Genomic DNA, 18,471 nt, shown 5'->3' on the forward strand with positions numbered 1-18,471 from the left:
TAGGGGCTAGATTTTGATTTCTTTAAATACGCCGGCGCTTTCATCGGGTGCGTGCCGGAACCATGTTTCCTGGTGGATGTGAGCAGCCAGTGTTCTCAGCACCGGCATTTCAAACAGCTGGCCCAGTTCCAGTTCCATATCAAATTCCTTGTGTATCCGGGATACTACCTGCATAGCTTTCAGGGAATGTCCACCGATGTCGAAGAAGCTGTCGGTGGCGCTCACGCGTTCCTGCCCCAGCACTTCTTCCCATATCAGCGCCAGTTTTTCTTCTGTTTCACCTTCAGGCGCTACGTATTCGCGGCTGCCTGCACGACTGGCTTCCAGGAATACAGGAAGTTGTCTGTAATCTATCTTGCCATGCACGGTTAATGGCATCCGTTCCAGCTGCACATAAAAAGACGGCAGCATGTAAACGGGCAGCTGCGCTGTCAGGAACTCCTTCAGCACAGCGCTTTCCAGGTTACCTTCCGCTACATAGAAGGCAGCCAGACTGGCGCCGTCCTTCTCAGGGATGGTCAGCACGGAGGCTGCTGTGATGGCCGGATGACGGAGGATCACCGCTTCTATTTCATCCGGTTCTATCCGGTATCCGCGAATCTTTACCTGCCTGTCTTTTCTGCCGGTATAGAGCAGGTTGCCATCGGGCAACCATCTGCCGGCATCGCCGGTTTTGTACATCAGCTGATCCTGCTGCCATGGATGTGGCAGGAATTTTCCGGCAGTCAGCGCAGCATTGTTCAGGTATCCCTTTGAAACGCCTGCACCGGCAATGTATATTTCTCCGGCCAGGCCAGGCGGTAACAGCCGCCTGTCTTCATTCAGAATCAGTATCTCCGTATCTGCAACGGGTTTACCGATGGAGATATTTCTGTCTGCCGCCGTAATTTTTTTCACGGTACAGCCTACCGTTGTCTCCGTAGGGCCGTACTCGTTATAGATGCACATATCAGGGTTCATCCGGAGCAGTATGTCTACCTGTTCCGGCAGCAGCTGTTCTCCGCCGCAGATTACGGTACTGACTGCCGTGCGCTCAATGGGAAGCGTACCTGCCAGTGAGATGTGGGAAGGAGTCAGTTTCAGGGTGTCGATGCCCTGCGTGGTAAAACATTCCTGCAGGAGCGCCGGCATCTGGTCGCCGGCAGGAAGATATAACAGCCTGCCTCTTGTCAGCGCGGTAAAGATGCCGGTTACGCTGAGGTCAAAAGCGATGGAGGTACACAGGCCCCAGTTGCCCGTGGCGGCGCTGTTCCAGTAGTAACTGTTGGCCCAGGAAATGTAGTGATGCAGATTGCGGTGGCTGACCATACATCCTTTGGGCTGGCCGGTACTGCCGGATGTGTAAATCACATAGGCGGTATCGTCCGGTGCTGCATCGGGCAGCTGTTGAGGATCCCCGGGGGGTAATCCTTCCAGCTGAATATCCAGCGCCAGCACGCCGCCTTCATAATCCGCGGGGATGGAAGACAGCAGATCGGAGGTTGTCAGCACCGCTTTCACACCGGCATCGTTGCAGATGTATGCAATCCGTTCCGCCGGATATTCAGGATCTATCGGAACATAAGCGCCGCCCGCCTTCAGCACGGCCAGCAGCGCAATCACCATTTCCGCGGAGCGGCCGGTCATAACAGCTATCAGCTGACCGGAGGCGATGCCATATTGTTCCCGCAGGCTACAGGCCAGTGCGGTCGTATGTTTTTCCAATGCCGCATAACTCCACTCCCGGTTGCCACAACGGATAGCAATACCGGCGGGGGTTTGCTGCGCATGTTGTGTTATCTGACGGTACAACGGCGTCCAGGATGCCGCTGCCCTCACTGGTGTTGCCACCTGCAACCATGACTGCTCTGCCGGTAGCAGCATGTTGAGATCGTTCACGGTTTTTACACCGGACAGGAACTGTTCGGATACCATGGCCAGTCTCTCCAGAAACCCGCCGGCATTAAAATAGGCCCGGTTATAGTTGAGGATGAGTGTTTGTCCGGCTGCTGTATTGCGGATGGAAAACTGTACTTCATCTTTCGCAAAGTAAGCCAGCACCTTCACCAGCTTATCACTGCCTTCTTTAATGGTATACAGCGTCTGATAGTTGTAATAGAATTTAAGTCCGGCGGTACTGATCAGCCGGTTGAGCTGAAACACGGTGATATATTGCCGGCCGGCAATCTCCTTCTTCTGCTGCCGCAGGTAACGTAGATATTCTTCCACGGTGCCTGCAAAAGCACTGGCATCGTACACGAGCGGCAATATGGCCGTAAAGCAGCCGAAGGTATCTTTGGTGAGCGCATCGCGTCCGTGTGTAATATCGTTGATGATAAAATTACCCTGCGGCACTGCATACAGCCGCACCATCAACGAATACAGCGCCCTGAAATACAGGGCCTCAGAGATATTGTGCTGCACACAGAAACGGCTGATACCCTCCATATGTGCAGGCGATATCACCAGCGTTTCTTCGATGCTTTCTTCCGGCAAAGCATCATAAACATTACCCGGCACAGGTTCCACATCTTTCAGCTTATGCTTCCAGTAATCCGTAATTGCTGCTGTATCAAACTGCCGGGGGTTATTCATCACATAGTCGTAGTACTGGTATTGGTGGAACAGTTCCGCAGGTATCTCTTCCCTCCTTTTACCATATACTTTTTCAAACATCTTAAAAAATAGTACGGAAGATGTTACATCTGATATCAGGTGATGAATGCTGATGAGATTTACATAACAGCTGTCATTGATTTTTATCAGGAAATATTTCACCAGCTCCTTATCCAGTCCGTGATCCAGCGTTACATATTCACCCAGCCTGTTTACCAGGTCTTCTTCACGGAGTTGCAGCGCAGTGAGATCTATCTCTTCGGTATTGAGGGCGATCCGGCTCCGGAGCCCCTGATATACGTCCCCGTCGCGCTCTGCCAGCCGCGTGGTGAGTATCGGATATATATCATTGATGACAGCGATAGCTTCCTGCCATTGCTGTATGTCGAGGAAATCTTCTACCGCATAGAAAATAACGCGGTGCGCAGTTTCTTTGGGGAGGATACGGCAATTGAGGTAAAAATCTTCCTGCCGTGCGGAAAGGGGATACAACAGGGAGATGTCATCTTCAGACTGTCCCATCAGCGTATAGAGTTCCGGTTCGTGCCCGTCGCTCAGCCGGTAGGCATCGATCGGTTGCTGCGGCGCTGCGATGATCTGGCCGATCAGCTCGCGCAGCCAGCAGGACCAGAGCGCTATTTTTTCTGCCGTAAAAAGATCTGTTTTAAATTCAAACGTCAGGTACCACTCATCCGGGTTCTGCGTGATATACAGCATCAGGTCTGCCTTTGAAGTATCCGCACCGTTAAACAGCGAAGAGATGGCCATTCCGTCCATGCCTGTTTTTGTTTCCGGCATGCGGAAAGAAGAAAAATTATCGATCTGGAAATATACGTTACCGATATTCCTGTTTTGCTGTACATCTTCCAGATCGCTGAGCAGCATTTCGAAGGGGTAATAATTGTGGTGTACTACATCCAGGTATCGTTTCATCACTTCCGCGAGAAAGTCTGCAAACGGTTTGCCACCTTCCGGGAAATTGCGGATACCGAAGGTTTTCACGAACACGCCCAGTATGTTTTCGAGGTCCACATGTTCGCGGCCGGCGCTGGCGCACAGCACGGTGATATCCTCTTCTTTGCTGATCCTGGACAGGAATACGTTGAAAATACTGAGCATGAGCGGATAGAGCGTCACGCTGTATTTTCTGGCCAGCTGTTCCAGTCCCTGCTTCAGGGAATCGTCCAGTTTAAAGGTATGATGCGAGCCTTTGAAGTTACGGGAAGCGGATACTGATTTACCGCCATGCAGGCTTACCGGTTTGATGCCGCCATCAAAATGCCGGAGCCAGAAATTTTTTGCTTCGGTCAGGCGGGTGGCTTCCAGCATCTTTTTCTCCCATACGGCGTAGTCTTTGTATTGCAGCCGCAGTGGTGGCAGCGGGCTGGCGGTTTTCAGCCGGCAGGCATTATACAGCGCAGCAGTTTCTGCCATCAGCAGGTTCAGCGACCATCCATCACAGATCAGGTGGTGAATGGTAAACAGCAGGATGAATTGCTGTTCTGCCAGGTGCAGCAGCCGTACGCTGACCAGCGGACCTTTGCCGAGATGGAATGATTTGCTTACTTCCTGTTTCCTGATAAGCGCGGCAGCGTTTTCCTGTTCCGGTTCTCCCCGCAGGTCTGTATATACGGCGCCGAGCCATCCCGGCGTTACAGGATGAATTTTCTGTACAGGGATGCCACCTGTTTCCATGAAAGTAGTACGCAGGCTTTCATGACGTTCTACCAGCATATCCAGACATGCTTCAAAAGCCGGTATATCCAGGACGCCGTCAAACTGCAATGCGCTGGAAATATTATACGCTACTTTTCTTTCTTCGAATTGTGACAGCATCCAGATGCTGCGTTGTACATAGGACAGTTCATAGCTGGCTGCCGGTGCAGCCGGTGTGATGGCTTCGTGTTCGCTGCGCGACGAGGAAGCAATCCTTTCCGCGAGTGATTGCAGCTCAGGATGTTCAAAGAAGTGCTGTAAACCTATCTGTACTTTCATGCCATGATGCACTCTTGATATTACCTGCATCGCTGCGAGGGAGTGGCCTCCCAGTTCAAAGAAATTATCGTGACGCCCTACAGCTTCCCGTCCTAACACCGCTTCCCATATTGCTGCCAGTTGTTTTTCTGCTGTTGTCTGCGGAGCCACATAGCTTTCTCCTCCTGACAGTCCATCTTTTGCAGGATCAGGCAGCGCTTTCCTGTCCGTTTTCCCGTTGGCGGTCAGCGGAAAAGCATCCAGCTGCACAAACCAGGCGGGCACCATGTATTCCGGCAGGATGCCCGACAGGTATTGTTTCAGTGCCCTGGCCTCCAGCTGTTCTGTGGCGGTTATATATGCCACAAGCGCGTGATGGCTGCCGCCAGGTTCCGGTCTGGCGATGACCAGCGCCGACTTTATTCTTTCATGCCGTAGCAGGGCTGTTTCCACTTCTCCCGTTTCGATACGGTAACCACGGATCTTCACCTGGTGGTCTTTACGACCGATGTATTCAATATTGCCATCCGGCAGCCAGCGGCCGATATCGCCGGAGCGGTACAGCAGTTCTCCCGGGCGGAACGGATCCGGTACAAATTTCTCCTGCGTCAACGCCGGATTATTCATATAACCTTTCGCCAGTCCTGCACCACACACGCACAGTTCTCCGGGTACGCCTACCGGCATCAGCTGCTGTCTGCCATCGAGAATATATACACCTGCCGTCGGTATCGGCACCCCGATATTGCTGGCCGGCATTCCCATCTCCGCGATGGTCATCTCTTTAAAAGTCGTATGTACAGTTGTTTCTGTGATACCGTACATGTTAATCAGCTTTACACCAGGATATGCATTTTTCCAGGCTGTCAGCCTTGCGGGCTGCAATGCTTCTCCTCCGAATATGACGTAGCGTAAGGCGGTGATCTCGTAATCATCTTCCAGCGCTACCTGCATCAGCTGATAAAAAGCAGAAGGCGTTTGATTCAAAACGGTGACGCCTTTCTCCCGTATCAGCTGCCAGCAGCGATAGCTGTCCCGTGCAACTGCTGCGGGCACTACCACCAGCCTGCCGCCATACAGCAATGCGCCGTACATCTCCCAAACAGAAAAATCAAAGTTGCAGGAATGGAACATGGTCCATACATCTCTCTCCGTGAAAGTAAACAGCGACGCGTCGTTGAAGAACAGGCGCGCCACGTTCCTGTGTGAGATCATCACGCCTTTGGGCTGCCCGGTGGTGCCGGAAGTATATATCACATAGGCAAGTCCCTGTGGTGTTGCCCGGGCTGGCAGATTGGTAACCGGAAACGCAGAGAAACCGGTTGTTACCACGTTCACGCAGGTTGCAGCTTCTTCAGTCCTCTCTTCATCTGTCAATATCAGGCGAATGCCGGCATCCTGTAAAATATATTGCTTTCTTTCTTCCGGGAAAGACGGATCTACGGGTACATAGGCTCCTCCTGCCTTCAGCACACCAATCATGGCCATGATGGTATGCGCTGTTTTATTCATCAGCAGTCCTACCGCTGCTTCGCTGCCAATGTGGTGCTGGTCACGGAGATAATGTGCCAGCTGATTCGCTTTTTCATTTAGTTCCCGGTAAGTCAGTAAAAGTGTACCGTCATCTACTGCTATATTATCCGGCGTTTGTAAAGCCTGTTTTTCAAACAGGGAAACAATGGTAGCATCTTCCGGAAAGCGTACGTGCATTTGCTGCTGCGCTACCAGCAATATTTCTTTTTCAGCGGGCAGCAGATAATCCAGCAGGGCCAGCGGAGCCGCAGGTTCCGCGATGGCCGCCGCCAGCAGCTGTTCCAGATGCTGACAATACATATCTATATTACGCCGGCTGAAAATATCCGTGTTATAGGTTAATGCCAGCGACACCTGTTCTCCGGCCATATTGAAATTAAAGAGCAGGTCATATTCGCTGATACCACCTTCGCCTTTCTCCATGGCGCTCACCTGCAATCCCTGCAGAGAAGCACCGTTTCCGGCGATTGTCTGTTCTCCCACCTGCGATACGACCAGTACATCAAAAAGCGGCGACCGGCTCATATCCCGCGTAAGGGGCAGCTTGTCCAGCAGCATATCCAGCGGATACAACTGATGATCATATGCTGTTGTTAATACCTGGCCCTGTAAGCGCAGCAGCTCCCTGAAAGAAACGGTTCCGCTGAACCGCGTGCGAAGCGCCAGCGTGTTCAGGTACAGCCCTATCTGGTTTTCCAGTTCTGTATAATCCCTGCCTGCTACCGGCAGGCCCAGGATAATATCTTCCTGTCCGGTATAGCGGAAGAAGAGCGTATTCATTGCTGCCAGCAGGCCTGTAAAAAGCGTAGCTCCTTCTTCCCGGCATAACCGGTTCAATCCGGCCATCAAAGCTGGTGGCAGCTGTATGGATATACTGGCGCCGTTGCCTGTTTTAACGGCAGGCCGTACTTTATCGGCAGGCAGTTCCAATACCGGTAAGTCTCCCGACAACTGCGTGAGCCAGTAAGTCTCTGATTTTTTCAGATCATGCTGTAACTGTTCTTCCAGCCAGGCAGTATAGTCCCTGTACTGAAAGGATAATGCCGGCAGATACGGCTGCTGGCCCTGCCGCAGGAGATTATATACAGTGATTACTTCCTTTGCCAGTACTTCCATAGACCATCCATCGCTGATGATATGATACATGGAAAAGAAAAATGCATGCAGACGTTCCTTTACTTTCACGAGCTTTACCCGCAGTGGTGGCGACTGACGCAGGTCAAACGGGGTATGCTGTTCTTTTTCTGCCATTGACTTCAGCAGTGCCTGCGGATCCGGCCTGCTGCTGATGTCGGTAAACTCCATTACTGCCGGCATCGCGTCCGGTGCGAGAATATATTGTCCTGTTTCTCCCGCTTCATTTTCCCGGAAGCAGGTACGCAGACTTTCATGGCGGCTGATAACATGGTTCAATGCCTTTTCCAGCATGGCAGCATCGAGGTCCCCTTCCAGCAGCAGGGAGCGGCACATGTTGTATAACAGTCCGCCTTCACCGGACTGGTTCAATACCCAGAAACGGTTCTGGGTGCGGCTTAAAGGATAATGCTCCTTTTGCGCCACCACAGGGATGTTCAACTGCGACGTGGAAGCGGCTACCTTCATAAAAAAGGTGATAATGGCCTCCTTATTTTCCAGGATCTGCTGCTTCAACGTATCCGTCAGCACTTTGCTGCCCTTGGGCACCGCCACTTTCAGATTACCGTCTGCCACTTCCAGCGTTATCTGCTGTTCTTTTAATGCAATAATAAAATCCGCTATTCTCATAAGATTATTTCTTCTTTTTCAACGTTCTGTACATCCGCCTGTATGGCATTTACTTTTTCGATATCGTCTATCAGCCGGGCCAGCTCCTGAATGGTCTGGGCATTGAAGATGTCTGCAATCCCTATGCTGATTCCGAATCCGGTCCTGATGGTGTTGAGCAGCTTCATACCACTGAGACTCTGACCGCCCAGCGTGAAGAAACTGTCTGTAATGCTCACGGGAGATATTCCAAGAATTGTTTCCCATATGCCGGCCAGTTTTTCTTCCGTTGGAGTGGAAGGGGCTACATAGGCGCGTTCTTCGGGGGTTTCGTGCAGGAGCCATTCTTTCAGGCGCTTTCTGTCTGTTTTACCGTTAGGTGTCAGCGGAAATTCCCGGAAGTCAGCAAAGCGCCAGGGTATCATATACGACGGTAATCTTTTTGCCAGTAAGGACCTTATCTGCAGGGCATCCGGAGCGTTGTCCGTTACCAGGCAGGCCACCAGGCCAGCATCTCCTTTGGGAGATAATTCCACCAGCACTACCGCTTCGCGGATACCGGAGATGGCTTTCAGCGCGGTTTCTATTTCTCCGGGTTCTATGCGGTGGCCCCGTACTTTCACCTGGTCGTCGGCACGGCCCAGGCATTCCAGCCGGCCGTCAGGCAGCCAGCGCGCCAGGTCGCCCGTACGGTATAATCTGCCGCCCTGCGTAAACGGATCCGGTACAAAACGTGCGGCTGTCAGCTCTTCCCGGTACAGGTAGCCCGGTGATACGCCTTCACCACCGATGTACAGCTCTCCGGCAACGCCGGCAGGCAATAACTGTCCGCTGTTGTTCAGCACATATACTTGTGTGTTCAGTATGGGGCGGCCAATGCTCACCGGTTCATCCAGTGCTGCCGGCGGACATACGCATGACCAGATGGTAGTCTCCGTTGGTCCGTACATGTTATACACCGGCATATTATAGCGGCTGCGTAACTGCGTCAGCAGAGAGGCCGGCAACGGCTCTCCTCCCAGCAGCAGCGCCCGCAGGGATCCCAGCAGGCGGGCGGAACTGCCTTCTTCTTCCAGCAACCGCAGTAAGGAAGGCGTAGATTGCATCAGTGTTACCGGACGATGCGCGGCATGTTTTACCGCAGCAAATTCCTGCCGCAGCAGGTTCAGCTCTTCCAGCCCTTTCAGTACCTTGTCTGGTGTGATACCGAAATCAATCAGGCATGCCACTTCATTGACGCCGATATGCCGCAGACGTTCTACCAGCTGCCGGCAGCCGGCACGCGTGCCTATCAGCGCGCTGCCACCGGCATACCGGCGGTAGCTGTTACGCAGGATCTGCGCCTGCAGCTCTTCACTGATATCTGCTGCTTTCAGACCGGATTCTTCCAGCATGATGCGGCTCAATCCCACGGAGCTTTCCAGGTAGCTGATAAACGGCATTTCTGCTTCCGCCATTACCGTTTCTTCATCTGTGCCCAGATAGGCGTGCAGCATTACCGTCACCGTACCAGGACCTTCATGACCATGCTGGCGGCGGCTTTCCCGGTATACCCGGATCTTTTCCGCCAGTTCTTCCAGGTCCTGCCCCAGCAGGTGTGTGAGCACATGTGCGCCGATAGCGCCGGCGCTGCGGAAGGTATCTTCACTGCCTGCAGCCGTTACCCAGACAGGCAAGGTAGCCTGCACCGGGCGCGGATATACCTGCAGGGATACTTCCTGTCCTAATGCATTCGTGCGGGTAACGCTGCCGCCTTCCCACAAACGGCGCACTGCTGCAATTTGTTCGTACATCCGCTGGTGGCGGGAGTTATAAGGTGTGGAGGATAATACAAAATCGTTCGCATTCCAGCCGGGAGCAAAGGATAAACCCACGCGGCCGGCAGACAGGTTATCTACCACTGCCCATTCTTCCGCGATACGCACCGGATCATGTAACGGCGCTACCACGCTGCCACTGCGGATCTCCAACTGCTGCGTATTTACAGCCAGCGCTGCGCTGATGACAGCAGGGTTTGGATATAACCCGCCAAATTCATGGAAATGGCGTTCCGGCGTCCATACGGCGCGGAACCCATGTTCATCGGCATAACGCACGGAAGATTGCAGCAAGCCGTATTTATTGCTGCTGCCATGATCGTAGCTTGAAAAGAAGAACAGGCTGAAATCCACCGGAGACGGCGCATCTCTGGTATAGCGGTCCAGGCTGCCCGGCAGCCGGTCAGACGGATGTATCACTACCTGTATCCCGCGGCACAGGGTCCACAACAGTTCCAGCACGGAAATATCAAATGAAGTGCTGGTCATCGCCAGCAGGCAGTCGTCTGCCTGCAAAGGCAGCTCTTTATCCATCGCAGTAAAGAAATTCACCACGTTACGGTGACAGATCATCACTCCTTTCGGATTCCCTGTAGAGCCGGAGGTATAGATAACGTAGCCTATATCTTCCGGCGATACTGTCCGCGGCGTATATGCATGTCCGTTAGCAGGCTTCACCGCCGTATTTAGTTTCAGTACAGCGCCGGTATAATCCGGCGGCACGGTGGTTTCTTCGCCGGCTATCAGCACGCGGGCGCGGCAGTCATCCAGGATGTAGCGCACCCTGTCTGCCGGATAGGAAGGATCTACCGGCACGTAGGCAGCACCGGCCTTGAGGATGCCCAGTATGCCCGCCACCAGGTGAATGGAGCGTTCTGTCATCAGCGCTACCAGCTCACCAGGTTGCACCTGCAGCTGTTGGGTCAGCTGCAACGCGATGTAGTCCGACTGTTCGTCCAGCTGCTGATACGTCAGCTGCCGGTCTTCAAACACAACGGCTGTTTCATGGGCATGCGCAGCAGCCTGCCGGGCAAACAGGCTTACAATGGTGGCATCTTCCGGAAAAGCAGCAGCAGTATTATTGTAGACAGACAACTGCAGATACTTTTCTTCATCGGTCAGATAATCCTGCATGCCCAGCGGTACTTCCGGATGGCTGACAGCAAATGTCAGCAGCCGTTCGAAATGTGTCAGCAAAGTGCGGACGAAGCGGGGCGTATAAATATCTGTATTGTAGTTCAGCAGCACTTCCACCTCCTCTCCTGTTTCCATAAAGGAAAACTCCAGGTCAAACTGGCTCGTTACCCTGTTCATTCCTTCCATCTCCCGCCATTCTAATCCGGAGAGCATACCGGTATTGTTATGGGTTGTTACCGCAGACTGGTTCTGCATAATTACCAGTACATCGAACAGTGGCGAGCGGCTTGTGTTACGTTCCAGCTGCAGCTGATTTACCAGCAGGTCAAAAGGATAAGCCTGGTGCCGGTATGCAGCCAGCAATACTTCTCTTTCCTGTTTCAGCAGCGCAAGGAAACTATCTGTTGCCTGAAAGCGGGTACGCAGCGGCAGTGTATTCAGGTATAACCCGATCTGGTTTTCCAGTTCTTTCAGATCTCTTCCGGCAATAGGACTGCCAACAATAATATCTTCCTGCCCGGTATAGTGGTGAAAGAGTGCGTTGAGAGCCGCCAGCAACCCCATAAAAAGGGACGCGTCTTCTTTCAGGCAAAGCGCCGCGAGTGCGCGCACGGTGGTGGCAGATAACATACAACCGATACTGGCGCCGTGATGTGTTTTTACCGCGGGCCGGCGTTTACCGGCAGGAAGGTCCAGCACCGGCAGTACGCCGGAGAATTGCTCCAGCCAATATGCCATGTGTGTTTCCTGGTGACCGTCGCCGCTGCCGGCAGTCTGCCATACTGCAAAATCCTTGTATTGTACCGGCAGGGAAGGCAATACGAAATTGTTCTCTTCTTTCAGCCCGTTGTAGATGGTGGTCACTTCTTTCATCAATACCTGCAGCGACCAGCCATCGCTGATAATATGATGCATCGTATACAGCAATGCGTGGGCAGCATCGCCGAGACGGATCACCCTGATGCGGAGCAAAGGACCCTGTTGCAGGTCGAAAGCCGCTTCCTGGGTTTCGACAAACATCTGCTGCAATGTTTCCATGATGTCTGTCTCCCGGCTGATATCCAGCCAGGCTACATCAGCACGCTGTTCTTCCGGGTCGGAAATAAACTGCCGTATATCGCCGGCCGCATCTTCCCTGAATACGGTTCTTAAACTTTCATGGCGATGCCATATGATATCAATAGTTTTTTCGAGCAATGGAGCATTCAGCTCTCCTTCCAGGATGCATGCTCCCGGCACGTTATAGGCGGCAGAAGCATTTTCAAACTGGCTGAGTATCCAGAAGCGTTGCTGTGCATGACTCAGCGGGTAGCTCTCCTGCAAAGGCGCTTTCGGTATCTCAGAGAAGCTGCGGGGCGTGGCGGCCTGAAGAAATGCGGCCTGTTCCTGCAAAACAGGAAAAGTGAACAGGTCATTCAGCTCCACGTCCACCTGAAAGGCTTTACGGATGCGGCTCAGCAGCTGCATCGCTTTCAGGCTCTGGCCGCCCAGCGAAAAGAAATGATCGTTTCTTCCAACCTGATTTCTTCCCAGCACCTCTTCCCAGAGTGCTGCCAGTTGTATTTCCGGCATGCCTGCAGGCGGTACAAATTGCGCTGCTGCTGCATCTGCAGCCATCGGATCCGGCAGCGCCCTGCGGTCTACTTTTCCATTATGCGTCAGCGGTAGTGCCGGCAGCTGCATGAAGGTGGCCGGCACCATATATTCCGGCAGCCGCGCGGCCAGCCAGGCTGTTATCGGCGCATGGCCGGGCATCTCCTCCGCTACCACATATGCAGCCAGGTAATGGCCGTTGCCATTGTTTTCTTTCCGCAGCTGCACTACTGCATGGCTGATGCCCGGCAGCTGCAGCAGCGTTTGTTCTATTTCTTCCAGTTCTATCCGGTAGCCCCTGATTTTTACCTGCTGATCGTTTCTTCCCAGGAACAGTATATTTCCTGCGGCATCCCATTTGCCGATATCTCCCGTACGATACAATCTTCCGTAGGGATGGTCAATAAACCTGGCAACTGTAAGGATCGGGTTATGAAGATATCCCTGCGCCAGGCCTTCCCCTCCGATATATATTTCGCCGGGTATGCCGATGGGCGTCAGCTGCTGGCGGTCGTCCAGGATATAGATACGGTTGTTGGCGACAGGCTTCCCGATAGGCACACTGCCTGCCGGCGGCATATCAGGATCTACTTTATAGATAGTGGCGCAAACCGAATTCTCCGTAGGCCCGTAAGCGTTATAGTAATGCATTTTACGGGCGAAACGGAGCGCAGTAGCCCTGTCTGCTTCCTGCCCTGCGGTAATCAGTACGCGTAACCCCGACAGTTCTTCTTCACTGAAAAGCTGCAGGTAGGCAGGCGGCAGGGTGACAACGGTAATCTGTTGCTGCCGCAGGTATTCAATCAGCTGTTCCCGCTCCCGGATGATCGTATCAGCAGCCATCACCAGCGTAGCGCCAGAGAGGAAAGCCATGAAACATTCGGAGACAGAAGCATCAAAAGAGAGGGATGCAAATTGCAGTATCCTGTCATCAGGCTGAATATCAAACCGGCGGATCTGGGCCTGCGACATGTTGCCGACGCCGCTGTGCGGTACCATCACTCCTTTCGGCTGACCGGTGCTGCCGGAGGTATAAATAACATAGGCCTGGCTCGACGGGTCAGCCAGCGGTGCAGGGTTATCACTGCTTTCGTTTAGCCCTTCCAGTTGTATATCCAGTGCAAACAGTTGTCCCGAATAATAATCAATCAGTTCAAACAGCCGGTCTGAAAATGTAAGCACTACTTTGGGGGCCGCATCTTCCAGCATGAAACGGATACGTTCCTGCGGATATGCCGGATCTACCGGCACATAGGCAGCTCCGGCCTTCAGCACCGCCAGTATACCGATGATCACCAGCTCGGAACGGTCGGCCATAATAGCCGCCATATCTCCGGGCTGCAGCGAGTAGGTACGGCGCAGGTAATGTGCCAGCTGATTGGCCCGTTCATTCAGCGCCTGATAGGTCAGCTGCCTGTTTTCTGCCACTATCGCCACTTTGTCCGGGGTCTGTAATACCTGCTGTTCAAAATGTTCCTGCAGTGTACGGGCTTCCCCGAATGAACAGGCAGTGTCATTGAAATCATGCAGCAATTGCTGCTGTTCGGCGGCAGGAATATATTGCACACTGTCTATAGCAGTCTGCGGCCTGAGTGTCACCTCCTGTAACAATTGCAGGAAGTGCGTGCAGAGCGCCTGTACATTGCGTTCACTGTAAATATCCGTATTCCAGGTGAGCGACAGATACCATTCACCGGGTCCTTCCAGGAAGCTGAAGAGCAGATCGAACTGACTTCTTTCCTGTTTCATTTCATCCACATGTTTTTGTACAAGTCCGTCGAGACCCACGCTGCGGTCATATACATTGGTAGAAACCTGGTTCTGCATACCCACCATAATATCGAACAGCGGCAGGCGGCTCAGATCTTTAGGTAACGGCAACGCCCCTACGATCCTGTCAAATGGATAGCTCTGATGTGCATAGGCATCCAGCAGTACTTTCTTTTCCTTTGCCAGCAGCTCTGCGAAGGTATCCTTTCCGCTCAGGCGTGTGCGCAAAGCCAGGCTGTTGACATACAACCCTATTTGTCCTTCCAGGTCTTTATGTTCACGGCCAGCCACGGGGCTGCCTACAATGATATCTTCCTGACCGGTATAGCGGTAGAAAAGCGCTTTCAGCGCGGCCAGCAGTCCCATGAAAAGCGTAGCTCCTTCTTTCTGGCAGAGTGCGGACAAGGCGGCCACCACAGCGGGCGGTAAGGCTACCGTCACACTGCTGCCCGGATGGGTTTTGATAGCCGGCCGGCGTTTATCTGCCGGCAGGTCCAGCACCGGCAGTTCACCGGACAGCTGTTCCAGCCAGTAACGTTCATCCGCGCGGAAAGCATCTGCTGCCGGTGCAGACAGCTGCCAGGCTGCATAGTCGCGGTATTGCAGCGGCAAAGGCAGCAGGTCCGGTTCCTGTCCCTGCCGGAAATGATTGTACGCTGTTATTACCTCGCGGGACAATACTTCCATTGACCATCCATCGCTGATGATATGATGCATGGTGTAGAACAGCGCATATTGCTGCTCCGCCACCTTTACAACCGATGTTCTTATCAGCGGGCCTTCACTCAGGTCAAATCTGGTATGCTGTTCTGCGGAGAACATCTCCCGTAAAACCGCCATGGGATCCGGCATATGGCTGATGTCCGTATATGCCGGCATCAGCGGCAGTGCCTCTGCAGGCAGGATAAATTGTCTTACTTCCCCGGAAGCATCTTCCCGGAAAACCGTCCGCAGACTTTCATGACGCGCAGCGGTATACCGCAGTACCTTTTCCAGCAATGCCGGTTCCAGTACGCCATCGAACAGCAGGAACCCCGGAACATTATACGCCGCGGAGCTGTCGCCGAACTGGCTCAATATCCAGAACCTTCGCTGGGCATGGCTGAGCGGATAACTTTCCTGGACAGCGGTACGTGGGATAGCTGTAAATACCTGGCTGGCAGCACGCTCCAGATAAGCGGCCTGGGAGGCAATGTCCGGGCAGGCAAAAATATCCGCTAATACAATCGATGCTTCAAACTCTTTCCTGATCCTGCTTACCAGCTGAATCGCCTTCAAACTGTGGCCGCCGGCCTCCAGGAAATTATCGTGTATACCGATGCCGGTACGTGACAAAACTTCTTCCCAGATTTTTGCCAGGCGGATTTCCGTTTCCGTGCCGGCAGCTACATACGCTGTACTGCGGCCCATATCACCGGCAGCAGGCTCCGGCAGCGCTTTACGGTCAATTTTACCGTTGGAGGTCAGCGGCAGCTGCGGCAGACTGATATAGTAACTGGGCAGCATGTAGTCCGGCAGCAGGCCGGACAAATAATTTCGTATATCCGATGGGGTTATAGTTCTGTCTGCCACCAGGTAAGCTGCCAGGTATTTACTGCCGGCAGCGTCTTCGCGGGCAATCACTACTGCCTCACGGATATCGCCGTAACTGAGTATGGCCCGCTCTATCTCTCCTGTTTCTATGCGGAAGCCGCGGATCTTCACCTGTGTATCGGCGCGGCCCATAAATATCAGTTCGCCCTTTTCATTCCAGCGGCCCAGGTCCCCGCTGCGGTAGATACGGCCTCCGGACACAAACGGGTCGGACACAAATTTTTCTGCCGTCAGCGCTGGTTGTCCGTGGTAACCGGCAGATACGCCGGCGCCGCCAATGCAGATCTCTCCCATAATACCGGCTGGTAAAGGCTGATGGGCTTTGTCCAGTATGCAGATGGTACTGCCGGGAAGCGGAGTACCTATGCATGCGCCGATGCCGGGAAGTACGCCCGCAGCTATATCATAGCTCACCGATGTGCAGAAGATGGTTCCTTCCGTAGGGCCGTAGGTTACTACCACCACTGCTTTCCTGAAAATAGCCGACAGCTTTTTCAGCAGCATGTCCGGAATGGTATCTCCACCGATGAATATTTTTTCTACCTGATCAAATTTTTCTGAAAGATTATTTTCCAGGATGTAATCGGCCACCAGGTTGTAAACACCGGGAACCGTATCAATCATGGTTGCTTGCTGCAGCAGCGAAGTAAAGGCGGGCAGATCATCCAGCACCTGCCGGTCAGCTATCAGGCTGGCTCCCCCGCTCAGCAACGGTGTCAGCAGCTGGAACAGGGATATATCGAAGCTGGGAGAAGCTACAAACGGAAACACTGTACCGGGGCCGCTTCCATATTGCCGCACCGCCGCAAAAAAGTGCGCCGCGTTGCCATGCGTGACCTGTACGCCTTTCGGCGCACCGGTACTGCCGGAGGTATAAATCATATAGGCAACATCTGACAGCCGCGTAGTGCGCGCAGTATTGCCATCAGCAGCAGCTGATAATTCCAGCGAAGGCAGGGCTATCACTTCCACTGCTACCGGCAGTGGAACAGCTGTTTCACTCAGCACCAATCGTATATCCGCATCCGTTAGCATATGGCAGATTCTTTCTTCCGGATAACCGGGATCCAGCGGTACATAACCTGCGCCGGCCTTCCAGATGCCCAGCATAGCCGCTACCTGGTCTGCAGACCGCTCTGCCATCAGCCCGATCAGCTGTCCGCATTGTACCTGCTGCACTTCCCGCAGGTAGTGCGCAATCCGGTTAGCGGTAGCATTTAATTCGGCATAGCTCACCTGCCGGGCGCCATGTATCACCGCAATGGCGGCTGGCGTTGCCTGTGCCTGCGCTTCAAAAAGATCTGCCACCGTATCTGCCGCAGGAACTGCCCGCAACCGGTGCATACCGCCCAATGTCTGTAACTGCTGCAGCTCCGTAGTTCCCAGCCAGGGAATATGTTTCAGGGGACATCCGGCATCTTTTACCACCGCAGCGGCCAGCTGTTCCAGGTGTGAGCGTATACCCGACACCGTTATATCCGTATAACGGTTGGCGTTATAGCTGAATTTGACAGTAACCGTACTGCCGGGATATACCGTAATATTAAAATCATAACTGGACTGCTCTGTTCCGCCGGTACCAATCACGGACAGTTCCATGCCTGCAGCGGCGGACTCCTCCTGTATCTTTTCTGCTACCGGGTAGTTCTCAAAGATCATGATATGATCCAGGAGCCGTACGCCCGGCTCACTCTGCAGCTGTACATCCGCCAGCTGCACATAGTGATGCGGCAGGCTTTCAATAGCCTGCTCCTGGACGGTCCGCAACAGCTCGCCGAAAGAAGTATCTTCTTCCGTTTGTATTCTTACCGGAATAGTATTGATAAACAGGCCGATCATTTTTTCGATGCCCGATATTTCCGGTGGCCTGCCGGATACAACCGCTCCGAATACCACATCGCGGGTGTTATTGTATTTACCCAGCAGCACGCCCCATAAAGATTGTATTACAGTGTTAAGCGTCACCTGGTATTTCCGGCCTAGTGCCGTCAGACCATCACTGACCGGTTTACTGAAGGTACAGGACAGTTCGGCCAGCTGGTAAGGCGCCTGGTTCTCCGGCAGCGCTGCCGGCACCGTAGCCTGTGTATTATATCCCGCGAGGTATTGATTCCAGTAGGATAACGCCGCCGGCCGGTTTACTCCTTCCAGGTATTTGATATAACGCTGATAGGGCGCTACTTCCGGCAGCCGGACAGGTTTGCCGGACAACAGCCCATGATAGATGGCCAGAAATTCTTCGATAATCACAGAGAGACACCAGCCATCCATCAGAATGTGATGATGACTCCAGATAAGATAGTATTCTTCTGCAGACAGCCGGGCCAGACTCACTCTCAGCAGGTTGCCCTTACCGAGTTCAAACAGCTGCTGCCTGTCCTTTTCCAGAAGCGATGCTATGGTAGCTTCCCGGCTGGCCGTTGTAGTGGTGGCAGACAAATCAGTAAACTGTATTTTCGCTTCCTGCTCCTTCAATATGATCTGCCTGGGAGCAGTCATGTCCGGTTGTACAAACACCGCTCTGAGTACATCATAACGGTCTATAATCTGTTGAAAACTTTGCCCGGACAGTGCTACATCCAGTTTTCCCTTTATATGGAATGACGTCTGCGTAAAATAGGCATGAGAAGTGGGGTCCAACAAATGATGATAAAATATCCCTTCCTGCAGGGGACTGAGTTTGGAGATAAACTTAATATTTTCCTTTACCAGCATA

Annotated in this window: 2 protein-coding genes; both read right to left on the minus strand. The window is 53.1% G+C overall.

Annotated features, from left to right (window positions below; all coding sequences use genetic code 11):
• Nucleotides 1–6: 6 nt before the first annotated feature.
• Nucleotides 7–7,866, minus strand: a complete 7,860-nt coding sequence (locus tag GWG06_RS24490; protein WP_160716659.1) for a non-ribosomal peptide synthetase — start codon at nt 7,864–7,866, stop codon at nt 7–9.
• On the minus strand, nt 7,863–18,470 hold the full coding sequence (locus GWG06_RS24495; RefSeq protein WP_160716661.1) for a non-ribosomal peptide synthetase: 10,608 nt from the start codon (nt 18,468–18,470) through the stop codon (nt 7,863–7,865). The genes GWG06_RS24490 and GWG06_RS24495 overlap by 4 nt, the downstream gene beginning before the upstream one ends.
• Between the last annotated feature and the right edge of the window lies 1 nt (nt 18,471).

Origin of the sequence: Chitinophaga solisilvae, from assembly GCF_009928525.1 — a bacterium.
GTDB lineage: Bacteria > Bacteroidota > Bacteroidia > Chitinophagales > Chitinophagaceae > Chitinophaga > Chitinophaga solisilvae.